Source organism: Streptomyces fumanus (assembly GCF_014655295.1).
GTDB classification, from domain to species: Bacteria; Actinomycetota; Actinomycetes; order Streptomycetales; family Streptomycetaceae; genus Streptomyces; species Streptomyces fumanus.
In genome coordinates, this window is the sequence record NZ_BNBI01000009.1 from 145,683 (window position 1) to 169,209 (window position 23,527).

The window sequence follows — 23,527 nt, forward strand, 5'->3', positions numbered from 1 at the left end:
GCCGAAATGTAACGGTGACCGCCGCGAAGGGTTTCGTCCACCCGCGCTTCTGACACTGTTCTGTCATGGCACAGCAAGCGACACCGGTGCGTACGGCACGGCTGGGACGGGCGTTCGGGACGGAGCCGTCGGCGGTGGGCGGGGTGGTCCTGCTGCTCCCGGGCGGTGACGAGGTCTCCGAACGGAGGCCGTCCCCGCTGCTGGCGACCGCCTCCGTGCTCGCGCTCGGGCGGAAGCTGGCGCGGGCCGGGCGGGACGAGGGGCTCGCGGCCCATGTGGTGCACTACCGCTACCGGGGCTGGAACGGCGGCGCGGCGCATCCCGCGCGGGACGCCGGCTGGGCCGCCGACGAGGTGCGGCGGCGCTACGGCGACGTCCCGGTCTGCCTCGCCGGGCTCGGCATGGGCGGCCGGGCGGCGCTGCGGGCGGCCGGGCACGAGGCGGTCACCTCGGTGCTGGCGATCGCCCCGTGGCTGCCCGCGGAGGACATGGCCGCGCCCCCCGAACCGGTGAAGCAGCTCGCCGGGCGGCAGGTGCTGATCGTGCACGGCACCAACGACGGGCGCAGCGATCCGGAGCTGTCCTTCCGGCTGGCGGCGCGGGCGAAGAAGGCGAACCGGGACGTGTGCCGGTTCGAGGTGCACTCGGACGGGCACGGGCTGCGGCACTACCGGGACGAGGTGGCGGCGCTGGCGGCGGACTTCGTGCTGGGCTCGCTCTTCGGGCGGGCGTTCTCCCGGCCGGTGGTGGACGCGCTGGCGGCTCCGCCGCCGCTGGGGCTGCGGATGCCGCTGGCGGCGGGGTTCGGGGGGACGCTGCGGCGCTGACGCCCTTGGCGGCCGGGCCGTTCAGGGCAGCAGGTTGCCCCGCCGCGACAGCAGGAACCGCTTGAACGCGGCGACCGGGGGCGTGTCCGTACGCCCCGCCAGCCAGGCCACGCCGATCTCCCGGACCGCCCGCGGGGCGGTCACCGTCAGCTCCACCACTCCGGGCCGGGGGACGGTGGGCGGCGGCAGCAGGGCCACCCCCAGCCCGGCCGCGACCAGGCCGCGCAGCGTCTCCGCCTCCTCGCCCTCGAAGGCCACCCGGGGGCGGAAACCGGCCTCCTTGCACAGGTCGTCCGTGATGCGGCGCAGCCCGTAACCGGGTTCCAGGGTCACGAAGTTCTCGTCGGCGGCCTCGGCGAGGCGGATGCGGCGGCGGCCGGCCAGCCGGTGGTCGGCGGGGACGACCAGACGGAGCTTCTGCTCGTCCAGGCGCCGGGCGACCAGGTCGGGGGCGTCCGGGACGGGCGAGGTGAGGCAGAGGTCGAGTTCGCCGGCCCGCAGGCGTTCGAGCATGGCCTCGCCGTAGTTCTGCACGAGGCTGAAGCGGACCCGGGGGTGGTCGGCGCGGAAGGCGTGCAGCAGGCCGGGGACGGTCTCGGCGCCCATGGTGTGCAGGAACCCGAAGGCGACCTTGCCGGTGGTGCGGTCGGCGTCGGCCCGGACCTCGTCGGCGGCCCGTTCGATCTCGGCGAGGGCGCGTTCCACGGAGGCGAGGAAGGTCCGGCCGGCGGGGGTGAGGGAGAGGGTGCGGCCGTGCCGGGCGAACAGGTCGACGCCCAGGTCCTGTTCGAGGCGGACCAGGGCGCGGGAGAGGGTGGACTGGGGGACGTTCATCTCCTGCGCGGCGCGGGTGACGTGCTCGGTGCGGGCGACGCCGGCGAAGTGCGCGAGGCGCGGCGCGAGCAGCGCGACGATGTCTTCTGTGTCACTGGTTCGTGACAGCCGCGCCGGTGAGCTGGGTTGATGCACCATGGGAACGATTATGACCGGTCCGTGCATTGGACGGATGAGTCAGGGGATTCGTACGGTCGTGGCATGACTCCCGCCGATACCGGGGCGCCCACCGCCGTGGGCGCCGCCGCCTCCGATGCCCCTGAAGTCCCCGACACGGCCGACGCGCGGGTGGCCCCCGGCGGTCCCGGGTACCGCCGGATGAGCTTCGCGCTGTTCCTCGCGGGCGTGGCGACCTTCGCGCTGCTGTACTCGACGCAGGCCCTGCTGCCGCTGATCTCCGGCGACCTGGGCGTGACGGCGGGCGACGCGAGCTGGACGGTGGCCGCCGCGACCGGTGGCCTGGCCCTGTTCGTGCTGCCGATGAGCGCCCTGTCGGAGCGGTACGGGCGGCGTACGGTCATGACGGCGTCGCTGGCGGTGGCGGTGACCGTGGGGCTGCTGGTGCCGTTCGCGCCCTCGCTGCCGGTGCTGGTGGCGCTGCGCGCGGTGCAGGGCGCGGCGCTGGCCGGGCTGCCGGCCTCGGCGACCGCCTACCTCGCGGAGGAGGTCACCCCGAAGGCGCTGGTCACCGCGATCGGCCTGTTCGTGGCGGGCAACAGCGTCGGCGGGATGAGCGGCCGGGTCATCACCGGCTGGGTCGCGCAGGAGTGGGGCTGGCGGGTGGCCGTCGGGGTGATCGGCGTGGTCGCGGTGGGCTGCGCGGTGGCGTTCCGGCTGCTGCTGCCGAGGCCGCGGCACTTCACGCCCGGGTCGCTGCGCCCCCGGGTGCTCGCCCGGACCGTCCGCGCCCACCTGGCCGACCCGCTGCTGCGCCGCCTGTACGCGATCGGCGCGCTGTTCATGACGGTGTTCGGCGGCGTCTACACGGTGATCGGCTACCGGCTGACCGGGGCCCCGTTCGCCCTGCCGCAGGGCATCGTCGGCTCCATCTTCCTGGTGTACCTGGTGGGCACGGTCTCCGCGTCCACGGCCGGACGGCTGGTCGGGCAACTGGGGCGGCGCGGGGCGCTGTACCTGGCGGGCGGCACCACGGCGGCCGGGCTGCTGCTGTCGCTGGCGGACTCGCTGCCGCTGGTGCTGCTGGGCCTGGTGCTGATCACGGCCGGGTTCTTCGCGGGGCACGCGGTGGCCTCCTCGGCGGTCAGCCGGACCGCCACGCACGGCCGGGCGCAGGCGTCGGCGCTGTACCAGTCGGCGTACTACATCGGCTCCAGCGCCGGCAGCACGGTCGGCGCGACCGCCTTCCACGCCGGGGGCTGGGGCGGGACCGTCGGGGTCGGGCTGCTGGCGGTGCTGGGCGTCGTGTCGATCACGCTGCTGGGCACCCGGGCCGCCCGCCGGGGGGCCGCGGCGGCCTCCGTACCGGCCTGAGCACCCCCTCCCATCTGCGCGTCCACCCGGTTGCCGGGCCGTTGTCAGTGCGCTGCGGTAGCTTCCGAAGTGCGAGGCGCGACCACGCGCGCGACCGACGGCCACAGGGGTGGGTGGACGATGACGGACGGCACGGCGACGGCGGAGCTGGACTCCGCGCTGGAGAAGCACCGGGTCGAGCTGACCGGGTACTGCTACCGGATGCTCGGCTCCTCCTTCGAGGCCGAGGACGCGGTGCAGGACACCCTGGTCCGCGCCTGGCGGAGCTACGAGAAGTTCGAGGGCCGGTCCAGTCTGCGCTCCTGGCTCTACCGCATCGCGACCAACGTCTGCCTGGACATGCTCTCGGCGGGCAACAAGCGGGCCCGGCCGATGGACCTGACCGAGTCGACACCGCTGGCCCAGGCCGCCCTCTCCCCCCGTCCGGACCACACCTGGCTGGAACCGATGCCCGACGCCCGCGTGCTGCCCACCACCGAGGACCCGGCGGAGGCCGCGATCGCCAAGGAGTCGGTGCGGCTCGCCTTCATGGCCGCCCTCCAGCAACTGCCGCCCCGGCAGCGGGCGGTGCTGATCCTGCGCGAGGTGCTGGCCTGGCGGGCCAGCGAGGTCGCCGAGCTGCTGGGCACCTCGGTGGCGTCGGTGAACAGCGCCCTGCAGCGGGCCCGCGCCACCCTCGCCGAGCGCGCGGACCAGGACCGGGCCGGGGCGGTCTCGGACCCGCTGGACGAACAGCAGCAAAGACTCCTGGAGCGGTACGTCGCGGCCTTCGAGGGCTACGACATGACGGCCCTGACCGCGCTGCTGCACGAGGACGCGGTCATGACGATGCCGCCGTTCGACCTGTGGCTGGCCGGAGCCTCGGACATCACCGGGTTCATGACGACGCTCGGCGCGTCCTGCGCGGGCTCCCGGCTGCTGCCCACCCGGGCCAACGGGCTGCCGGCCTTCGCGCACTACAAGCCGGACCCGGAGGCGGGCGGCTTCACGCCCTGGGCGATCCAGGTGCTGGAGATCTCAGCCGGCCGGATCACCGGATTCCACTGCTTCCTCGACACCAAGCGGTGGTTCCCGCTTTTCGGGCTGCCGCTCCACCTCGATGGGGAGCCCGACCAGGTCGAGGAGGGCGCGTAGGGCGGGCCCGGGGGCGCGCAGCCGGATCAGGCCGCCGGCCCGCCGGGCGGTGAGCTGGAGCCTGGCCAGCAGCTCGACCGTCTCCAGCCCCGGCGGTCCCGGTCCCAGCCCGCCGGCGTCGCAGATCACGACCCCGGTCCCGGTCCTCTCCAGCAGCCCGCGCAGCTCGTCGCAGAGCCGGGGCGTCTCCTCTCGGGAGACACGCCCCGGCAGCACGAGTACGGCGGGTGTCACGGCATCCACGTCCGGTAGACCGGGCGCGGGCGCGGAACTCATCGTCCCGGACGGAATTGACCTGCGCGGGCCCCGCGCCCGAGGGTTTGCTGCATGTGCCACGCATCTCCTCCCGCCGTGCCGTCCGACGCCGTTCCCGCCGCCCGGGAGGTGCCGTGCAGGGGGTGCTGACCGGCTTCGCGGTGATCGCCGTCGTCATCGGCGTGGGCTTTCTGCTCGGCCGGGGCGGTCACCTCGGGGAGCACGGGCGGGAGGTGCTGACCCGGCTCGCCTTCCACGTGGCCTTCGCCGTCGCCGCGACCGGGCTGCGGGTGCCCGCCCCGGTCCTGGACCCGTTGACGCTGATCGGCAACATGTCCGTACCCGCCGTCCTGCCGGCCTTCGGCATCTCGCTGTGCGGGAGCAGCATGCCGCCGCGGGGCGCGGACCGCGGGCCGGTGCTGCTCGCGGTCGCCCTGAAGGCGGTGGGCCAGCCCGCGGTGGCCCGGGACGCCGTCCTGGTGTCGACGGTGGTGGCGGTGCTGGGCTGAGTCGGCCGTCGCCGGGGCGGGTGCCGGCTGCGGTGGCTACTGCCGGGTGAGTCCGGCCGGGTCGATCGAGACGGGGAACGGGACGTCCAGCCGGGTCGTCGTGCCCGCGAGAGCGGTGGTCCGCTCCACGTACCGGCCGCCTTCCAGGTCGTACGCGACGAGCATGGGGGCGGGGTCGAACTCCAGGCGCCAGAAGTGCGGGATGGCGGCCCCCGCGTACAGCATGGGCTTGACCTTGCGGTCCATCATGCTGTTGCCCGGAGAGACGAGTTCGACCACGAGCCGCACGCCTTCGGCGTCCACGCTGACGCCGTCCGTGGCGGTGGCGCCGGCGTCGGTCACCACGAGATCGGGGACCACCAGGCCGGACGGCAGGATGACGTTGACGGTCTCCAGGATCTCTACCGGCGCGCCGACGGCCTGGGCAGCCGCTTCCAGGGCGACGTGCAGACGATACGAGGCCCGCTGGTGCCGGATGCCCGGCGCGGGGGACATCACGAGGGACTCCCCCAGCAGCTCATAGCGAGTCGTGCGGTCCTCGGGCAGGGACAGGACGTCGGCGACGGTCCAAGGCCCGTTGTGATCACAGGCAAGGCTCATGCCCTCTCACCTCCCTGTCCGACCTCCAGGCCCCGGTGGGGCCTCGCTGGGCGCTACTCGACCAGCATACGGACGCTCCCACGACAGCACACCGAACGGGACCGGCGCGGGTCCACCGGTCCCGTTCGTCCGATCGGGTGATCGGCGGCTCAGGCGATGCGCTCCAGGACCACCGGCGAGGCGCTGTACTCCGTGCCCGGGGCGGCGATGTCGTACGAGCCCGCCACCGCCTCCAGGGCGTATGCGAAGCGCTCCGGCGTGTCCGTGTGCAGGGTCAGCAGGGGCTGGCCCGCGGTGACCTCGTCGCCGGGCTTGGCGTGCAGTTCGACGCCGGCCGCCGCCTGCACCGGGTCCTCCTTGCGGGCCCGGCCCGCGCCCAGGCGCCAGGCGGCGACGCCGATGCCGTAGGCGTCCAGCCGGGTCAGGACGCCGGTGGCGTCCGCCGTCACCACGTGCTGTTCCCTCGACGTGGGCAGGGGCGCGTCCGGGTCGCCGCCCTGGGCGGCGATCATGCGGCGCCAGACGTCCATCGCGGAGCCGTCGGCCAGCGCCTTGGCCGGGTCGGCGTCGGTCAGGCCCGCCGCGTCGAGCATCTCGCGGGCCAGCGCGAGGGTCAGCTCCACCACGTCCGCCGGGCCGCCACCGGCGAGGACCTCGACGGACTCGCGGACCTCCAGGGCGTTGCCCGCGGTCAGGCCGAGCGGGGTGGACATGTCGGTGAGCAGCGCGACCGTCTTCACGCCGTGGTCGGTGCCGAGGCCGACCATCGTGGACGCCAGTTCGCGGGCGTCCTCCACCGTCTTCATGAAGGCGCCGCTGCCCGCCTTCACGTCCAGCACCAGGGAACCGGTGCCCTCCGCGATCTTCTTGGACATGATCGAGGAGGCGATCAGCGGGATCGCCTCGACCGTGCCGGTCACGTCGCGCAGCGCGTACAGCTTCTTGTCGGCCGGGGCCAGGCCGTCACCGGCCGCGCAGATCACCGCGCCGGTGGTGTCCAGGACCTCCAGCATCTCCGCGTTGGAGAGCAGCGCCCGCCAGCCGGGGATGGACTCCAGCTTGTCCAGGGTGCCACCGGTGTGGCCGAGGCCCCGGCCGCTGAGCTGCGGGACCGCGGCCCCGCAGGCCGCGACCAGGGGCGCCAGCGGCAGGGTGATCTTGTCGCCGACGCCGCCCGTGGAGTGCTTGTCGGCGGTCGGGCGGGACAGCGCGGAGAAGTCCATCCGCTCGCCGGAGGCGATCATCGCGGCGGTCCAGCGGGCGATCTCCCGGCGGTTCATGCCGTTGAGCAGGATGGCCATCGCCAGCGCCGACATCTGCTCGTCGGCCACCTCCGCGCGGGTGTACGCGTCGATGACCCAGTCGATCTGCTCGTCGCTGAGTTCGCCGCGGTCCCGCTTGGTGCGGATGACGGAGATGACGTCCATGGCCATGACGGGCGTTCCTTACTTGGTGAGGTGGTCGGGGCCGAAAGCCTGCGGGAGCATCCGGGACAGCGGCAGGATGCCCTCCGGGGTCTCCAGGAGCAGGTCCGGGCCGCCGAACTCGTACAGCAACTGCCGGCAGCGGCCGCACGGGACGAGGATCTCGCCCCGGCCGTCGACGCAGGTGAAGTGGGTCAGCCGGCCGCCGCCGGTGGCCTGCAACTGGGAGACCAGGCCGCACTCGGCGCACAGGCCCAGGCCGTAGCTGGCGTTCTCCACGTTGCAGCCGGTGACCGTGCGGCCGTCGTCCACCAGGGCGGCGACCCCGACCGGGTAGCCGGAGTAGGGGGCGTACGCCCGGGACATCGCGTCCCGGGCCGCCGCGCGCAGCGACTCCCAGTCGGCGCCGCTCACTTGCCCTGCCCCTTCCGGTACGGCATGCCGTCCGCCTTCGGCATCCGCAGCCGCTGCGCGGAGAGCGCGAGGACGATCAGGGTGATGACGTACGGCGTGGCGGAGACGACCTGGTTGGGGACCTCGTTGGTGCCCGCGTACCAGGCGAACACCAGCGCGCCGACGACCAGGGTGATCACGGCCTTGACGTACTTCCTGCGGACCGCCAGCCAGATCGCGCCCGCCAGCAGCAGCAGCGCGCCGAGCAGCAGCAGGGCGTGCACGTTGGCCGAGCCGCCGCGCAGGTTGAGGCTGTCGGTGTAGCCGAACAGGCCGGCGCCGATGGCGAGGCCGCCCGGCATCCAGTTGCCGAAGATCATCGCCGCGAGGCCGATGTAGCCGCGGCCGCTGGTCTGGCCCTCCAGGTAGAAGGGGTTGGCGACGATGGACAGGAAGGCGCCGCCGAGCCCGGCGAGCCCGCCGGAGATGATCACCGCGAGGTACTTGTACTTGTAGACGTTGACGCCGAGGGACTCGGCGGCGACCGGGTTCTCGCCGCAGGAGCGCAGCCGCAGGCCGAACGGGGTGCGCCACAGGATCCACCAGGTCGCGGGGATCAGGGCGACGGCGATCAGGGTGAGCCAGGAGACGTCGGTGACCAGGCCGCCGAGGAGTCCGGCGATGTCCGAGACGAGGAACCAGCCGTGCTCGTTGAGGGACTTCAGTCCGTCGGACAGCCCGGGGACGGTGAAGTGGCCGAGGGAGTCGACCGGCGGGGACTGCTTGGCGGAGCCGCCCTGGTGGCCCTCGAAGGCGAGCGGCGCGAGGTAGCGGGTGGCGCCGAGGGCGAGGATGTTGAGGGCGACGCCGGAGACGATGTGGTTGACGTTGAAGGTGACCGTCACGATGGCGTGCAGCAGACCGCCGAGCGCGCCGCCGGCGATCCCGACCAGGACGCCGATCCAGGGGCCCCACTGGAAGCCGGCCCAGGCACCGAACCAGGTGCCGAGGATCAGCATGCCCTCCAGGCCGATGTTGACCACGCCCGCCCGCTCGGCCCACAGGCCGCCCAGGCCCGCCAGGCCGATCGGCACGGCGAGCTGGAGGGCGGTGGACATCTGGCTGACGTTGGTGATGCCGTCGGCGCCGGTGATGATGCGGACCAGCGAGGTCAGCGCCAGGGCTCCGGCGATGACCAGGAGCAGCACCGGCACGGACATGCGGCGGCCGGCGGGCGCCGCGGGCTGCAGCGTGGGCTGGTTGAGGTCGGTCGCGGTGGTCATCGGCCGGCCACCTCCTTCGTGGTGTTGTCGGTGGCGCCCAGGACGTGACCGGCGGCCAGTTCGGCGCCGACCCGGCGCTGCTGGCGGCGCAGGCCCCACTCGCGGACGGCCTCGTAGGAGACGACCACGGAGAGGACGATCAGGCCCTGCATGATGACCGCGATCTCCTTGTCGTAGCCGTGGAAGTCCAGCTCGGGGCTGGCCTTGTCGAGCCAGGCCCACAGCAGGGCGGCGAAGGCGATGCCGACGGGGCTGTTGCGGCCGAGCAGGGCGATGCCGATGCCGAGGAAGCCGATGCCGGTGGGGAAGTTGAGGCTGTAGGTGTGGGTGTCGCCGAGCAGGATGGGCAGGCCCGCGAGTCCGGCGAGGCCGCCGGAGATCAGCATGGCGGTGAGGACCATCCGCTTGGGGTCGACGCCGCTGGCCGCGGCGGCGGTCTCGGAGGCACCGGAGGCGCGCAGGTCGAAGCCGAAGCGGGTGCGGTTGAGGACGACCCAGTAGCCGATGCCGAGCAGCACCGCGAGGATCACCAGGCCGTAGACCTCGCCGGCCGCGCCCATGTCGATGCCGGGGACCCAGCCGGAGTCGTGCATCTCGCCGGTGGTGTTGTTGTTGCCGACCTTGACGCCGAACACGTCGGGCAGCCACAGGTAGCCGATGACGGCGGTGGCGATGGAGTTCAGCATGATCGTGGCGACCACCTCGCTGACCCCGCGGGTGATCTTCAGGACGCCGGCGATGCCGGACCAGAAGGCACCGGTGAGGACGGCGGTGAGCAGCAGCAGCGGGATCTGGAGGACCGCGGGGAGGTTCGCGTGGACGCCGACGATCGCGGCCATCATGGCGGCGAGCTGGTACTGGCCGTCGACGCCGATGTTGAACAGGTTCATCCGGAAGCCGATGGCGACCGCCAGGGCGGCGATGTAGTACATCGACGCCTGGTTGACGATCAGGACCTGGATGTCGGAGAACCCGGCCTGCTCGAACATCAGGGCGAACGGTTCGACGGGGTTCTTGCCCGAGGCGATCAGGACGATCGCGCTGAGCACGAAGGCCACGGCGAGCGCGATGACCGGTCCGGCCACCGCGAGGAGCACGCGCTCCTTGTCGAACTTCTTCATCAGCGGGCCTCGTCTTCCCCGGGCTCGTCGTTTTCTTCGTGCTCCAGGTGGCCGGTGGCCGCGCCCGTCATCGCCGAGCCCAGTTCCTCCGGGGTGATGGCGGCCGGGTCGGCGTCCGCGACCAGCCGGCCGTCGTAGATCACCCGCAGGGTGTCGGACAGGCCGATCAGCTCGTCCAGGTCGGCGGAGATCAGCAGCACGGCCAGGCCCTCGCGGCGGGCCTCGCGGATGTGGTCCCAGATCGCGGCCTGGGCGCCCACGTCCACGCCCCGGGTGGGGTGGGCGGCGATCAGGAAGCGCGGCCGGTGGCTCATCTCCCGGCCGACGATCAGCTTCTGCTGGTTGCCGCCGGACAGGGAGGCGGCGGTGACGTCGATGCCGGGGGTGCGCACGTCGTAGGTCTCGACGATCCGGCGGGTGTCCTCCTGGGCCGCCTTCGGGTTCAGCCAGACGCCCTTGGCGTTGGGCCGCTCGGTGACATGGCCGAGGATGCGGTTCTCCCACAGGGGAGCCTCCAGCAGCAGGCCGTGGCGGTGGCGGTCCTCGGGGATGTAGCCGACGCCCTGCTCCCGGCGCTTGCGGGTGGACCAGGCGGTGATCTCCTCGTCGGCCAGGCGGATGGTGCCGGAGTCGGCGTGCCGCAGGCCGATGAGCGCGTCGACCAGTTCGGTCTGGCCGTTGCCCTCGACGCCCGCGATGCCGAGCACCTCGCCGGCGTGGATGGTGAAGCTGACGTCGTCCAGCAGCGCCTTGCCGCCGGGCGCGGCCAGGCGGAGCTTCTCCACGGTGAGGACCGGGCGGTCGGTGACCGTGGACTCGGCCGTCTCGGGGGTGGGCAGTTCGCTGCCGACCATCATCTCGGCCAACTGGCGGGGGGTGGTCCGGGACGGGACGGCGGTGCCGACCGTGGTGCCGCGCCGGATGACGGTGATGTCGTCGGCGACGGAGAGGACCTCGCCCAGCTTGTGCGAGATGAAGATGACGGACAGGCCCTCCGACTTCAGCTCGCGCAGGTTGGCGAAGAGGGCGTCCACCTCCTGCGGCACCAGGACGGCCGTCGGCTCGTCCAGGATCAGGGTGCGGGCACCGCGGTAGAGGACCTTGAGGATCTCCACGCGCTGGCGGGCGGCCACGCCCAGCTCCTCGACCAGCAGGTCGGGGCGGACGTCGAGGCCGTAGCGCTCGGAGATCTCCTTGATCTTGCGGCGGGCCCTGCCGCCGATGCCGTACAGCTTCTCGCTGCCGAGGACCACGTTCTCCAGGACCGTGAGGTTGTCGGCGAGCATGAAGTGCTGGTGGACCATGCCGATACCGCGGGCGATGGCGTCGGCCGGGGACGAGAAGGAGACCTGCTCGCCGTCGATCGCGATGGTGCCCTCGTCCGGCTTCTGCATGCCGTAGAGGATCTTCATCAGGGTCGACTTGCCGGCGCCGTTCTCGCCGACCAGGGCGTGCACGGTGCCCTTGCGGACGGTGAGGTGGATGTCGTGGTTGGCCACGACGCCGGGGAAGCGCTTGGTGATCCCGGCGAGTTCGACGGCGGTCACCGAACCGTTGACCGCCGCTCCGGCCGGAGGGCTGCTGGACGCGTTGATGGCGCACACTCCTGGGGACGGGGGCCGTCTACGCGCGTAGCGCCCCTACGGCATCGAAAGCGGTGGCGCACCTGCTCGGACGGGGCACGGGAAGACGTCCTCCCCGTGCCCCGCCGAGCGTCCGCGCGACCGCGCTTGCACGCCGACCGGCAACTGCCCGGTCAGCTCGACTTGACCTTGATCTCGCCGCTGACGATCTTCTCCTTGGCCGTGTTCAGGGCTTCCTGGAGGGCGGTGTCGTCCGCGAACTTCGGGTTGGAGTTCGACAGGCTCACCTCGCCGCTCTTCAGATCGCCCCGAACGATACCGGTCTCCGGCTTGCCGTCCTCGACCGACTTCGCCAGGTTGTAGACCGCCTTGGCCACGTCCTTCATCGCCGAGGTCAGGATCGAGTCCTTGTACTTGGCGAGGGCTTCCTGCTGGTACTGGTCGGAGTCGACGCCGATCGCCCAGACCTTGTTGGCGGCGGCGGCCTCGATCACGCCCTGACCGGACAGGCCGGCCGCCGCGTAGACCACGTCGGCCTTCTTCTCGATCTGGCCCTCGGCGGCCGTCTTGCCCTTGTCGGGGCTGGAGAAGCCGCCCTCCTCGGCGGTCTGCGTCAGGTACTGCGGGATCACCTTGACCTTGGGGTCGGTGTCCTTCACGCCCTGCTCGTAGCCGGCCTGGAACTTGTGGATCAGCGGGTTGTCCACACCGCCGACGAAGCCGACGACCTTGGTCTTGGTGCTCTTGGCGGCGGCGACACCGGCCAGGTAGGACGCCTCCTCCTCGGAGAAGACCAGGTCGGCGACGTTCTTCGCCTCGATGGTGGAGTCGTCGACGATGCCGAAGGTGGTGTCGGGGAACTTCTCCGCGGCGCCCTTCACGGCGGCGGCGTACGCGTAGCCCACGCCGACGATCGGGTTGTAGCCCTGCTTGGCCAGGGACTCCAGGCGCTGCTGCTTGTCGGCGTCGGTCTCACCGTCGGTCGGCTCGATGTCCGCCGTCTCGTACGTGAACTCCTTCTTCGCCTGCTCCAGGCCGGCGAAGGCGGCGTCGTTGAACGACTGGTCGCCCTTGCCGCCGACGTCGTACGCGATCGCGAGGCCCTTGTCACCCTTGGACTCGGAGGAGTCGGAAGAGGTCGAGGTACCACCGCAGGCGGCGAGGGCGAGGGCCAGGGAGGCGGTCGCTGCGCCTGCGACCGTGATCCGGGAAATCCGGCGCATGTGTGGTGCTCCTGTCGTACAAGCGCCGGACGGTTCGGCTTCGGCGCTGGCTTCGCCGCAGATTAACGCGCGTAGACCTGCCTGAAAACCCCTTCTGTCCACCTTGTTATCCCCCTGTGGCCAAGGTGTCGCGGGACACGGCCGGACCCTTGCCGGGTGCGAACGGGGGGTGGCTGAGGGTGACGCGGGGCCGGGTACGGCGAAGCGGGCGGGGGCCGGTGCGCCCGCCCGCTTCGTACCGGTATCGTCCGTGCGGTCTACGGCTCGCTGCGCACCTTGATCGAGCCGTCGATGATCCCTGCCTTGGCCTTGGCCACGGCGTCCTTCAGGCCGGCCACCTCGGCGTACTTCGGGTTGCTGTCGGACAGGCCGACACCGTCGGACTTCAGGTCGAAGGTGTGGGTGCCGCTCAGCGGCTTGCCGTCCTCCACCGACTTGGCCAGGGCGTACACCGCGCCGTCGATGTCCTTCAGGGCGGAGGTGAGGATGTGGTCCTTGTATTTGGCGAGGGCCTCCTGCCGGTACTGGTCGGAGTCGACGCCGATCGCCCAGACCCCGGCGGTCGCGGCGGCCTCGATCACGCCCTGCCCGGACAGCCCGGCCGCCTGGTACACGACATCGGCCTTCTTCTCGATCTGCCCCTCGGCGGCGGCCTTGCCCTTGTCGGGGCTGGAGAAGCCGCCCTCCTCCGCGGTCTGCGTCAGGTACTGCGGGATCACCTTCACCTTGGGGTCGGTGTCCTTCACGCCCTGCTCGTAGCCGGCCTGGAACTTGTGGATCAGCGGTACGTCCACACCGCCGACGAAGCCGACGACCTTGGTCTTGGTGGCCTTGGCGGCGGCGACACCGGCCAGGTAGGACGCCTCGTTCTCGGCGAAGACGAGGGAGGCGACGTTCTTGCCCTCGACGACGGAGTCCACGATGCCGAAGGTGGTGTCCGGGTACTTCGCGGCGACGGCCTTCATCGCCGGGCCGTAGGCGAAGCCGACGCCGATGACCGGGTCGTAGCCCTGCTTGGCCAGCGAGGCCAGACGCTGCTCCTTGTCGGCGTCCGTCTCGCCCTCGGTCGGCTCGATGTCCTGCGTCTGGTAACCGAACTCCTTCTTCGCCTGCTCCAGGCCCGCGAACGCGGCGTCGTTGAAGGACTGGTCGCCGCGCCCGCCGATGTCGTAGGCGAGGGCGAGGCCCTTGTCCCCGCCGTCGTCGCCGCCGTCCTCGCTGCTGGTGCCGCCGCAGGCGGTGGCGGCGAGGGCGAGCGACGCGGCCCCCACCGCGACGCGGGTCAGTTTCGAAATCCGACGCATCTGACGTTCCCCATTCTCCAAAACCCCGCAGCGGGCGCCCGGTTCGGCGCACATTAACGCGCGTAGAAACTCCTGGGAACGGGGTTCCGCGGGGCCGTTACCCATTCGTGCCGCTGGCCGGTTACGGCCCGGTGAACCACCGTGGTGAAGGGGGCGGAAAGGGGTGTTGGGGGCACCCCCCGGGGGGTCAGCGGGCGGTGTCCAGGAGGGCGGCGGCGGTGAAGAGTTCCACGCCGACGGTGATGGCGTGCTCGTCCACGTCGAAGTCGCCCTGGTGCAGGTCGCGGACGGTGCGCTCGCCGGGCGGGCGGACGCCGAGCCGGGCCATGGCACCGGGCACCCGCTCCAGGTACCAGGAGAAGTCCTCGCCGCCGAGGCTCTGTTCGGTGCCCTCCACCGCGTCGGCGCCGCGCCGGGCGGTCATCGCCTCGCGGAGCAGGTCGGTGCTGGTCGCCTCGTTGACGACGGGCGGGACGCCGCGGACGTAGGTGATCTCCGACTTGGCGCGGTGCAGGTTGGCCACCTCGTCGATGGCGGCGACCACGATGTCCGGGGCCTGCCGCCAGGCGTCGAGGTCGAGGCAGCGCACGGTTCCGGCGAGTTCGGCGTGCTGCGGGATGACGTTGGGGGCGTGGCCGGACTCGATCCGGCCCCAGGTGATCGCCAGTCCGCTGCGGGAGTCGACGCGCCGGCCGACCAGCGCGGGCACGTCGGTGACGACCCGGGCGGTGGCGGTGACCAGGTCGGTGGTCAGGTGGGGGCGGGCGGTGTGGCCGCCGGGGCCGCCGAGGGCGATCTCCATGCGGTCGCAGGCGGAGGTGATGGGACCCTCCCGCAGCCCGATCCGCCCGGCGTCCACCCGGGGGTCGCAGTGCAGCGCGAGGATGCGCCGCACCCCCTCCAGCGCGCCGTCGTCGATGGCGTCGGTGGCGCCGCCGGGCAGCACCTCCTCGGCGGGCTGGAACACCAGCCGCACCGGGCGCGGCAGCAGGCCCCGCTCGTGCAGGGCGGCGAGCACCAGGCCGGCGCCGAGCAGCACGGTGGTGTGGACGTCGTGCCCGCAGGCGTGGGCGCGGTCGGGCACGGTCGAGCGGTAGGCGCACTCGCTCTTGGTGTCCGGGATGGGCAGGGCGTCGATGTCGGCCCGCAGGGCGAGCATCGAGGCGCCGCCGCCGGACTCCCCCGGGTCGGCGCCGATGTCACACAGGAGCCCGGTCCCCGCGGAGAGCACCCGGGGCTTGAGCCCCGCCCGCTCCAGCCGCTCCTTGATCGCGGCGGTGGTGCGGAACTCCTGGTTGCCCAGCTCGGGGTGCATGTGGAGGTCGCGGCGGAACTCCACCAGCTCCTCGCGCAGCGCCTGCGGCAGCGTGCCGGGCAGCGCGGTCTCCCCGGGGGCGGCGGCTTCGGACTCCAGTGACATCAGTGGCTTCACCCTCTGAAGGGTAGGACGCCCGGACGGCCGACTGTCCTGAGATAAACAAAACTTCAGCCCGTCAGGCGAAGAACATTACGGCCGCCGGACGCATACGCGTCGGGACACCTGGGTAAGCTCGCGTCCTTCCACACGAGCGCGAGCGGCACGCCGCACAGCGCCCGCCCACCCCACACGCATACCACGGATCACCGCGCCTACGCGCTCGGCGTCCAAGTGTCGGGCAGGTCAGCGGGGGCTTTCGCGGGCTGCCGGGTGGGTAAGGGAGGCACGCAAGGGGGGCGCTCCCGGGGGCGGTGACCGGCATGGGGGACGGCGACGCGGCGGCGGACTCCGCCATGTCCGAGACGGTCCGGGGGGCTCGGGCGGTCGCGGCGGACCCGGTGGCCCCGTGGACGTTCCGCCGCGACCGGGACATCTACCACCAGCAACTGCTCCATTGGCTCTCGACGCGTGAGATACGGGAGCTGATCGGGCCCGCGGACGGTGACCGGGCCCTGCGCGTCGAAGCGCTGATGCTGGAGCCCGACTTCGTATTGAGGTCGCTGGGAAGCGCCCGCGCGGCCTATGACGACCTCGGCGGCCGGGCCCGGTCGCTGCGCGCGGCGCTGGACCGCCTCGCGCGAGAGGCCCGCTGGGTGGACGCGGACCGGCGGCGGCTGGCGTGGGTCGCCCTGGGGCTGCTCTGCTTGCTGCTCGCGTGGATCTGGCCGCCCGGGGCGGCGGTCGCCGTCTCGCTGACGGTCGCGGCCATGGCGGTCGCCCGGGGTGTGCGGTCCCCGGGGCAGGTCTGGCGGACGGTGGACGCCTCGGTGCGGGCGCTGTGGTGGTGGACGCAGTACGCGCAGGCGCGTCGGCGATGGCGACAGGCGGTGGTCCTGGCGCCTGTTCCGGACATCCTGCACCAGGTCGCGCGGGCGGCGTTCCGGTTGGAGGCGGAGATCCCGGTCCGTGCGCTGGACACCGCGGGACTGCGGGCCGCGGCCGACCGCGGCTACCTGGTCGCCACCCGGGCGGCCCGGGAACTGCGGCGCAAGATGGGGCTGATGGACGCCGGCACCATCGCGCTGTGCGGGCCGCGCGGCGTCGGCAAGACCACCCTCCTGGAAAGCGCCATGGAGGAGGCGGCCCTGTCCGTGCACACCCACACGCCGGCCCGGTACGCCCCGCACGACTTCCTGCTCGCCCTGTTCACCGGTGTCTGCGAGACCTACCTCTCGGTACGCGGGTTCCCCGTCCCGTCCTTCCGCCGCCTGGGCTGGTTCGGGCGGCCCGCCCGCTGGGCCCGCGGCACGCTGGGGCGGACGCTCCTGCGGCTTCTCTTCGCCGTCCCGGCGGCCGTCCTCCTCGTCCTCGGTCTCAGGGCCGGGGCGGCCGATCTGGGTGAGCTGTACGGCCGCCCCGCCGAGGAGCGCCTGCGGGAGCTGGGGGACTTCGCCGTTCGGGACGCCCGCCTCGTGTGGCACGGCGACCGCGTCGGCGCCGCGCTGGCCGTGGCGCTGCTGGGTCTCGCCTGGTGGCGTCTGGGGCGCGTCCGGTGGGCCGCCAGGGCGGCCGGACTCCTGTGGCGCGGTGTCTGCACGGTGCTGGGCGCCGCGCTCGTCGTCGTCCCCTTCGGCACGCTGCTGACCGACCCGGACGTCTATGCCCTCCTCGGCGTCATGGAGTCGGGCAACGACGGACTGTCCGACGCGGTGCGGGTCATGGCCGCGTACGGCGTTCTCACGGCCGTCGTCACGTTCCTCGACGGCCGGGCCGCCCGAGGTGATGATCTGTGGACGTGGTGGCGGAAGGGGGCACCGCACGTCCTGGCCCTGGTGGTCGCATGGATGCTGCTCCGGGACGAGACCTGCCGCGCGGTGGTCACCGACGACGGTAATCCCGGCAGACTGGCCACGCTGCTGGCCGGTCTGATGCTGCTGCGGATGTCCGACTGGCGTCCGAGGGGCGCGACGCCACCCTTGGTAAAGCGGTGCCGCGACCAACTGCTGCACCTGCGCACCGTGCAGTCGAGGGCGGCCACCTGGAGTACGGCGGTCCCGGCGGCGGGCATCGGCGTGCAGGTCGGCACCTCGCTGTCGACCGTGCCACCGAACTTCCCCGAGCTGGTCGACGATTTCCGTGACCTGCTGGGACGCGTCGCCCGGGAGGTCCACGACCGCGGCGGCCGCGTCGTGGTCGCCGTGGACGAACTCGACCGGCTCGGTGACGGGGCCACGGTGCTGGCCTTCCTGAACGAGATCAAGGCCGTCTTCGGTGTCCCGTACGTGCACTATCTGGTGTCCGTCGCGGACGACGTGGGGGCCGCCTTCGTGCGGCGCGGCCTTCCGCACCGTGACGCGGCCGACTCGACACTGGACGACATCGTCAGTGTCCAGCCGTGCCTGCCGGACGAGTCCGGGGCGCTGCTCACCCGGCGGCTGCCCGGGCTCACCGAGACCCACGTCCACCTGGTGCACGCGCTGGCCGGCGGGGTCCCCCGGGACCTGATCCGCTACGGCCGCCGGCTCGTCGACCTGCACCTCGACAGCACCGGCGACCTTCCCCGGCACGCCCGTACGCTGATCCTCGAAGAACTGGCCGAGGCGGTCTCCGGCTTCCGGATGCTGCTCTCCCAGGAGCCCTGGCCGCAGGGCGGCGGCGCGGTGCTCGGCGCCTTCCGCGACCTGGCGGTGCAGTTGCGGCGCCCCGCCGCGTCGGCGTCGGCCGAACTCGACGCGGCGCTGCGGACCTTCGCCTTCGAGGGACGCGTCACCTCGCGGGAGGTGCACCTCGCCGTGCCGGACGCCGCGCAGCAACTGATCCTGGAGGCGTCCGCGTTCTCCTACTTCTGCCTCACCCTGCTCGACGTCTTCGCGGCCCCCGGCTTCACCACACGCGCCGCGGCGGCCCGGGACCACGGCCCCGACGGCGACCCGGCCCTGCTGGCGGAGGCCCACGAGGAACTGACCGTCTCCCCCGACAGCGCCCGGCTCCTCCTCACCCGGATCAGAACGGCCTGGCAGCTTCCGGTACCGGACCCCTCCGGGGAGGGCTGAACCGTCATCGGTCCCGGGAGGCGGTCCAGGCGAGGAAGGCGGTGAAGGCGGCGGGAGTGAGCGTCAGTACGGGGCCCGTCGTGTTCTTGGAGTCCCGTACGGCCACGCCCACCCGGTGGGGAGGCATGGCGATCTCGACGCAGTTCCCGCCCTGGTCGCTGCTGTACGTGGACCTACGCCACTGGGGCCCCGTCCGGATCGCGTCGGTTTTCATGGGCTCACGCGCCGCCCGTCCGCGCGGAGGCCCTTCCGGAAGTGGTCCAGGCGAGGAAGGCGGTGAAAGCCGCGGGAGTGAGCGTCAGTACGGGACCCGTCGGCACCTTGGAGTCCCGTACGGCCACGCCGGCCCGGTGAGGAGGCGTGGCGACCTCGACACACTCTCCGCCCTGGTCGCTGCTGTAGCTGGACTTACGCCACTCGGCATTGGTCGGCATAGCGTTCCTCCATCACCTGGCGGATCAGTTCCGCCGAGTCCTTCAGGGAGAGCGCGGCGGCCCGGAGGTGATCGTAACGGAGTGAACAGCCCTTGACCGAGTCCGGGTTGGCGGTCGAATGGCCGCTCCCGTACCTCTCCGTGTAGAGGATGGCCGGGTCGCTCGCGAAGCGGAAGAGGCTGAAGGAACCGGTCAGCCCCGGGTGGGCCCCGACGGAGAACGGCAGCACCTGCACGTTGATCCGAGGGTTCTGCTCGAAGGACAGCAGATGGGCCAGTTGGCCACGCATGGTTTCCCGGCCGCCGATCTCCTGGAGCAGGGCCGCCTCGCTGATCACCGACCAGAAGACGGGTGGGTCGGCCTTCTCGAAGAGACGCTGGCGCGCGAGCCGCACGGCGGTGCGGTCGTCGAGGTCGGTGCGGTCGAAGGCTCCGAGCACAGCACGTACGTAGGCGGGAGTCTGAAGCAGGCCGTGGACCATGTGCGTCTGGAAGGCGCAGATCTCGACGGCCCGCGCCTCCAACTCGGCCATCTGTTGGAACCACGCCGGTAACCGGCTCCGCATCACCAGGGCGACCAGCCGCGACAGGGCCCCGCCCGTGCCCAGGGCCGCGTCCACGCGTTCGCTGAACTCCGAGGTCGGCAGTTTGCGGGCCGTCTCGATCTGTCCGATGAGTGAGCCGGTGTAGTTGACGATCTCGCCGAGCTGCTTCTGAGTCAGTCCGGCGGCCTCGCGGTACCGGCGCAGCTCGAAGCCGTAGTAGTCGAGCGGTGAGGCGCCGGGATCGAGGACGTTGATGTGGGTCACGCACAGCCCCCTTCACGCGACTCGGCCCACACGGGGACCGGTTGCATTCGGTCCGTAGCGCACAGTAGTCGTCCGGCGTCACGCTCGTCCCGTGAACGATTACTTTCCCCCGGCGCTCCCGTCCCAGTACACGCTGTGCCTCACCGTCGGTGCGCACGCGGCCCGGCACGTCCGGCGGATCGTCCGGTCGTACCTGGCCGTCTGGGAGCTGGCCGAGTGGAGCGACGCGGTCGAGCTGGGCGTGACCGAGCTGCTGTCCAACGTCGTACGGCACGTACCGGACCGCCGGTGCACCCTGCTGTTGCTGCGGCGGCCGGGTGGTGTGCGGGTGGAGGTGGCGGACGGCAGTCCCCGGTGTCCCGAGCGGGCCGACGCGGTACCGGAGGACGCGGAGGGCGGCCGGGGGCTGGTGCTGCTGGCGGCCCTGGCCGACCGGTGGGGGGTCGGGCCGGGGCCGGGGGACGGCAAGACGGTGTGGTTCGAGTGCGGTGGGAGCGAGGACGCGTCAGGTCCCCGGCACCGTCAGCAACCGTTCCACTCCGCGGGCCGAGTCGGTGACGCCGGAGAGGAAGCCGGAGGCGCGGGGGGAGGCGGTGCGGGTGAGCCAGGCGGGGTCGATGTCGCAGACGGCGACCGTGACCTCGGTGCCGGCCAGGGCGAGGGGGAGGGTGTGCACGACCGTGGAGGGGAAGCTGAGGATGGTGCGGCCGACCGGGCCGCGGCGGGCGATCAGTTCCAGGGGCAGGTCGGGGCGGACGATCTCCAGGCCGGTCTCGACGGCGAGCCGGTGGAGTTTCTCGGAGCTCTCCCGGCGGTGGGCGAAGTAGCGGGTGGCGCCGTGGGCCTTGGCGAGGGTGCGCACGGCGTCCAGGTAGCGGTCGGCGTCCACGACGCCGGTCTCCACCAGGGAGGTGCCCACCATGTCGGCGCCCTTGGTGATGCGGGGCGGGCCGAAGCGGGACCGGGTCCAGGCGAAGTCGTGGGCGGTGACGGTGACGCCGTCGGGGACCTCGGCGATGGGCATGGAGGAGAAGATCTCGACCTGGCGGCCCCGGGCGCCCCGGGAGGGGGTGAGGCGGCGGCGGGCCGACGAGGAGACCGGGGCGAAGAGGAGGTCGCGGGCGCCGGGGCGGCTGCCCTTGCGGTGCCAGCGGACCAGGCGTTCGCCCCGGGCGAGCTGTCCGACGAACTCCATCGTGGCGGTGCCGTCGTCCACGACGACCAGTTCCCGGGCCCGGGTGATGGTCAGCAGCAGTTGGACGTAGCGGGAGAAGGGGTCGCCCATGACGATGCGGCGGGCGCGGCGGAGCAGCGCCGCCAGGCCCCCGACGGTGCGGAACGGGGCCGAGGTCCCGCCGCGCGCCTCTTCCCAGCGGACTTCGTGCCCGTCCTCGCGGGCCAGCTCCGACATGCGGCGGAGCTGGCCCCGGGTCATCGGGTCCACGGGGGACAGCACGACGAGGGTGAGCCCCGTCCAGGGAGCACGGGTGTGCGCCCACTCCAGTACGTTCAGAAGCTGTACCGGGCTCTCGACGAAGGCGAGAGTGTGGGGGCCGGGCTTCCCGGCGCGAGGGCTCATCGGCGTACGACCGTCCCGTCGTGGGGTGGTGGGGTGGGGTGGGGTCAGACCGTGACGGGCTCGCCCGCCGCCGCGGCGATCTCCGCCTCGGCGACCACGCCGGTGACGCGGCGCAGCTTCTTCATCGGGCCCAGCTCGGAGTCGTAGACCTTCTTGACGCCGTCGCCGAGGGACGCCTCGATGGTGCGGATGTCGCGGACCAGCCGGGTCAGGCCCTGCGGTTCGACGGAGGCGGCCTGGTCGGAGCCCCACATGGCGCGGTCGAGGGTGATGTGGCGCTCGACGAAGGTGGCGCCGAGGGCGACGGCGGCCAGGGTGGTCTGCAGGCCGGTCTCGTGGCCGGAGTAGCCGATCGGGACGTTCGGGTACTCCTGCTGGAGGGTGTTGATGACCCGCAGGTTCAGCTCCTCGGCCTTGGCCGGGTAGGTGGAGGTGGCGTGGCAGAGCAGGATGTTGTCGCTGCCCAGGACCTCGACCGCGTGCCGGATCTGCTTGGGGGTGGACATGCCGGTGGAGAGGATGATGGTGCGGCCGGTGGCGCGCAGGGTACGCAGCAGCTCGTCGTCGGTCAGCGAGGCGCTGGCCACCTTGTGGGCGGGCACGTCGAACTTCTCCAGGAAGGCGACGGCCTCGGTGTCCCACGGGGAGGCGAACCAGTCGATCCCCTTCTCCTTGCAGTACGCGTCGATCTGGCGGTACTCGTCCTCGCCGAACTCCACGCGGTGGCGGTAGTCGATGTACGTCATCCGGCCCCAGGGGGTGTCGCGCTCGATGTCCCATTGGTCGCGCGGGGTGCAGATCTCCGGGGTGCGCTTCTGGAACTTCACGGCGTCGCAGCCGGCCTCGGCGGCCACGTCGATCAGCTTGAAGGCGTTCTCCAGCTCGCCGTTGTGGTTGATGCCGATCTCGCCGGTGATGTAGACGGGCTGACCGGGGCCGGCGGTCTTGGAACCGAGGGCGCGCAGGCGGGAGTTGGTGCTCATGGCAGGAGGGGTCCTTACTTGGTGAGGGGGGCGAGAGAGTCGAGCGAGGGTCCGAGGATCCAGCCGGCGATCTCCCGGATCGCGCCGTCGCCACCGGGGACGGTGGTGACCGCGCGGGCGGCGCCACGGACGACGTCGTGGGCGCCGGCGACCGCCACGGGCCAGCCGACGAGGGCGAAGCACGGAAGGTCGTTGACGTCGTTGCCGACGTAGAGCACGCGCTCGGGGGCGATGCCCTGGTCCTCGCACCACTGCTTGAGGGCGAGGTCCTTGCGGTCGACGCCGTGCAGCACCGGCAGGTGGAGCTTGCGGGCGCGGGCGGCGACGACCGGGTTCTGCTCGGTGGACAGGATCAGCATGCGCAGTCCCGAGCGGCGCAGGGCGGCGATGCCCAGGCCGTCGCCGCGGTGCACGGCGACGAACTCCCGTCCGTCGGAGTCGATCAGCACCCGGTCGTCGGTCTGGGTGCCGTCGAAGTCGAGCACGACCGCGTCGATGTCGTCGGCCGTGGGCAGGGCGCCCGGCCGGTCGGCGTCGAGCAGCGGGGCGAGCGCGCGGGCGCGGGCCAGGTCGTGCGGGTCGTCGATCTCCAGGACGCGGGCGGGGTCGGTGCGCACCGGCTCGGTGCGGCCGAAGAAGCGGTGCCGGTGCTCGCGGAAGCCGGGCGCGGCCATGGCGTAGGCGGCGCCGGTCTCCAGCAGGTCCTGGGGGCGGTCCTGGCGGCGGGGCCGGTAGGACTTGTCGTGGTTGACGCCGTACCCGCCCTCGGCGGGGTCGTCGCCGTCGCGCCAGAGGAAGCCGTGGAACGGGGCGACGGTCACCGCGGTGTCGGCGCCCTGCTCGGCGACGGCGGCGGCCACCGCGTCGATGTCCTCGCGGATCAGGAACGGGCTGGTGCACTGCACGAGCAGCACCACGTCGACGGGGGTGCCGTGCAGCGCCTCGTGGGCGTCCAGGGCGTGCAGCACGGCGGCCTCGGAGGTGGCGGTGTCCCCGGCGATGGCGGCGGGGCGCAGCACCACCTCGGCGCCGGCCTGCCGGGCGGCGGCGGCGATGGCCTGGTCGTCGGTGGAGACGACCACGTCGGTGACCAGGCGGGCGGCGCGGCACTCGCGGACCGCGCGGGCCACCAGCGGGACGCCGCCGACGGGGGCGAGGTTCTTCGCGGGGACGCCCTTGGAGCCGCCCCGCGCGGGGATCACCGCGAGCACCCGGCGCTTCGTCGCGCCGCGGCCCGCTTCCGGGTGGGTCATGGGGTCTGCTCCTCGGGCA

The 23,527-nt window shown here is 72.5% G+C and carries 21 protein-coding genes and 2 pseudogenes; 6 read left to right on the plus strand and 17 right to left on the minus strand.

From position 1 onward, the window contains the following. The first annotated feature begins 65 nt into the window (after nt 1-65). Complete coding sequence (locus IE316_RS20770; protein ID WP_190205935.1) at nt 66-827, plus strand: alpha/beta fold hydrolase; 762 nt, start codon at nt 66-68, stop codon at nt 825-827. A 21-nt stretch (nt 828-848) separates the two neighbouring features. On the opposite strand, the gene IE316_RS20775 is transcribed toward IE316_RS20770, so the two are convergent. Then, on the minus strand, nt 849-1,799 hold the full coding sequence (locus IE316_RS20775) for a LysR family transcriptional regulator (RefSeq protein WP_190205936.1): 951 nt from the start codon (nt 1,797-1,799) through the stop codon (nt 849-851). 63 nt (nt 1,800-1,862) lie between these two features. Between IE316_RS20775 and IE316_RS20780 the strand changes: the two genes are divergently transcribed. Both IE316_RS20780 and IE316_RS20785 read left to right on the plus strand, forming a co-directional pair. Next, nucleotides 1,863-3,152 carry an MFS transporter gene (locus IE316_RS20780; RefSeq protein WP_190205937.1) on the plus strand — a complete coding sequence of 430 codons (1,290 nt, stop codon included), beginning with the start codon at nt 1,863-1,865 and terminating at the stop codon, nt 3,150-3,152. A gap of 120 nt (nt 3,153-3,272) precedes the next feature. Beyond that, nucleotides 3,273-4,286 (plus strand): sigma-70 family RNA polymerase sigma factor, encoded by a 1,014-nt coding sequence (locus IE316_RS20785; protein ID WP_190205938.1) that lies wholly within the window; start codon nt 3,273-3,275, stop codon nt 4,284-4,286. On the opposite strand, the gene IE316_RS20790 is transcribed toward IE316_RS20785, so the two are convergent. Then, complete coding sequence (locus tag IE316_RS20790; protein ID WP_190205939.1) at nt 4,170-4,562, minus strand: STAS domain-containing protein; 393 nt, start codon at nt 4,560-4,562, stop codon at nt 4,170-4,172. The two genes, IE316_RS20785 and IE316_RS20790, sit on opposite strands and share 117 nt — an antisense overlap. 113 nt (nt 4,563-4,675) lie before the next feature. On the opposite strand from IE316_RS20790, the pseudogene IE316_RS20795 reads away from it, so the two are divergent. Then, nucleotides 4,676-5,005 (plus strand): annotated as a pseudogene (locus IE316_RS20795) (AEC family transporter); the annotation flags it as partial. Nucleotides 5,006-5,086: 81 nt separating this feature from the next. Here IE316_RS20795 and IE316_RS20800 read toward each other — a convergent pair. The 9 genes from IE316_RS20800 to IE316_RS20840 all read right to left on the minus strand — a co-directional run bounded on the left by IE316_RS20800 (nt 5,087) and on the right by IE316_RS20840 (nt 15,401). After that, on the minus strand, nt 5,087-5,650 hold the full coding sequence (locus IE316_RS20800) for a Uma2 family endonuclease (RefSeq protein WP_190205940.1): 564 nt from the start codon (nt 5,648-5,650) through the stop codon (nt 5,087-5,089). A gap of 149 nt (nt 5,651-5,799) precedes the next feature. Then, nucleotides 5,800-7,083, minus strand: a complete 1,284-nt coding sequence (locus IE316_RS20805; protein WP_190205941.1) for a thymidine phosphorylase — start codon at nt 7,081-7,083, stop codon at nt 5,800-5,802. 12 nt (nt 7,084-7,095) lie between these two features. Then, nucleotides 7,096-7,488, minus strand: coding sequence for a cytidine deaminase (locus IE316_RS20810; RefSeq protein ID WP_190205942.1), 393 nt, complete (start codon nt 7,486-7,488; stop codon nt 7,096-7,098). Beyond that, nucleotides 7,485-8,750, minus strand: coding sequence for an ABC transporter permease (locus IE316_RS20815; RefSeq protein ID WP_190205943.1), 1,266 nt, complete (start codon nt 8,748-8,750; stop codon nt 7,485-7,487). The genes IE316_RS20810 and IE316_RS20815 overlap by 4 nt, the downstream gene beginning before the upstream one ends. After that, on the minus strand, nt 8,747-9,871 hold the full coding sequence (locus IE316_RS20820; protein WP_190205944.1) for an ABC transporter permease: 1,125 nt from the start codon (nt 9,869-9,871) through the stop codon (nt 8,747-8,749). The genes IE316_RS20815 and IE316_RS20820 overlap by 4 nt, the downstream gene beginning before the upstream one ends. Then, a complete protein-coding gene (locus tag IE316_RS20825; protein ID WP_190206172.1) occupies nt 9,871-11,418 on the minus strand; it encodes an ABC transporter ATP-binding protein in 1,548 nt (515 codons plus the stop codon). Before IE316_RS20825 ends, IE316_RS20820 begins: the two co-directional genes overlap by 1 nt. Nucleotides 11,419-11,627: 209 nt before the next feature. Beyond that, entirely contained in the window at nt 11,628-12,677 is a 1,050-nt protein-coding gene (locus tag IE316_RS20830; protein ID WP_190205945.1) for a BMP family lipoprotein, read from the minus strand. 257 nt (nt 12,678-12,934) lie between these two features. Further along, a complete protein-coding gene (locus IE316_RS20835; protein ID WP_190205946.1) occupies nt 12,935-13,981 on the minus strand; it encodes a BMP family lipoprotein in 1,047 nt (348 codons plus the stop codon). Nucleotides 13,982-14,168: 187 nt separating this feature from the next. Next, complete coding sequence (locus tag IE316_RS20840; protein WP_190205947.1) at nt 14,169-15,401, minus strand: M20 family metallopeptidase; 1,233 nt, start codon at nt 15,399-15,401, stop codon at nt 14,169-14,171. A 317-nt stretch (nt 15,402-15,718) separates the two neighbouring features. Between IE316_RS20840 and IE316_RS35985 the strand changes: the two genes are divergently transcribed. Next, a complete protein-coding gene (locus IE316_RS35985) occupies nt 15,719-18,451 on the plus strand; it encodes a P-loop NTPase fold protein (protein ID WP_190205948.1) in 2,733 nt (910 codons plus the stop codon). A gap of 4 nt (nt 18,452-18,455) precedes the next feature. On the opposite strand, the gene IE316_RS36405 is transcribed toward IE316_RS35985, so the two are convergent. From IE316_RS36405 to IE316_RS20860, 3 genes are read right to left on the minus strand one after another with little or no spacing between them, the layout of a single operon-like run. Then, on the minus strand, nt 18,456-18,665 hold the full coding sequence (locus IE316_RS36405) for a DUF397 domain-containing protein (protein WP_190205949.1): 210 nt from the start codon (nt 18,663-18,665) through the stop codon (nt 18,456-18,458). A gap of 4 nt (nt 18,666-18,669) precedes the next feature. Next, on the minus strand, nt 18,670-18,885 hold the full coding sequence (locus IE316_RS20855) for a DUF397 domain-containing protein (RefSeq protein WP_190205950.1): 216 nt from the start codon (nt 18,883-18,885) through the stop codon (nt 18,670-18,672). Next, the gene (locus IE316_RS20860) at nt 18,860-19,693 is read right to left on the minus strand and encodes a helix-turn-helix domain-containing protein (protein WP_190205951.1); all 834 of its coding nucleotides are present in this window, start codon (nt 19,691-19,693) and stop codon (nt 18,860-18,862) included. The genes IE316_RS20855 and IE316_RS20860 overlap by 26 nt, the downstream gene beginning before the upstream one ends. A gap of 91 nt (nt 19,694-19,784) precedes the next feature. Between IE316_RS20860 and IE316_RS35610 the strand changes: the two are divergent. After that, nucleotides 19,785-20,111, plus strand: a pseudogene (locus tag IE316_RS35610) (ATP-binding protein); the annotation flags it as partial. A gap of 87 nt (nt 20,112-20,198) precedes the next feature. Here IE316_RS35610 and IE316_RS35615 read toward each other — a convergent pair. The 3 genes from IE316_RS35615 to IE316_RS20875 are packed head-to-tail and all read right to left on the minus strand — an operon-like array spanning nt 20,199 to nt 23,508. Then, on the minus strand, nt 20,199-21,272 hold the full coding sequence (locus IE316_RS35615; RefSeq protein WP_229910496.1) for a hypothetical protein: 1,074 nt from the start codon (nt 21,270-21,272) through the stop codon (nt 20,199-20,201). A gap of 44 nt (nt 21,273-21,316) precedes the next feature. Then, nucleotides 21,317-22,255 (minus strand): N-acetylneuraminate synthase family protein, encoded by a 939-nt coding sequence (locus IE316_RS20870; protein ID WP_190205952.1) that lies wholly within the window; start codon nt 22,253-22,255, stop codon nt 21,317-21,319. Between the two features lie 14 nt (nt 22,256-22,269). Beyond that, nucleotides 22,270-23,508: an N-acylneuraminate cytidylyltransferase gene (locus IE316_RS20875; RefSeq protein ID WP_190205953.1), complete on the minus strand. Its 1,239-nt coding sequence runs from the start codon at nt 23,506-23,508 to the stop codon at nt 22,270-22,272. Between the last annotated feature and the right edge of the window lie 19 nt (nt 23,509-23,527).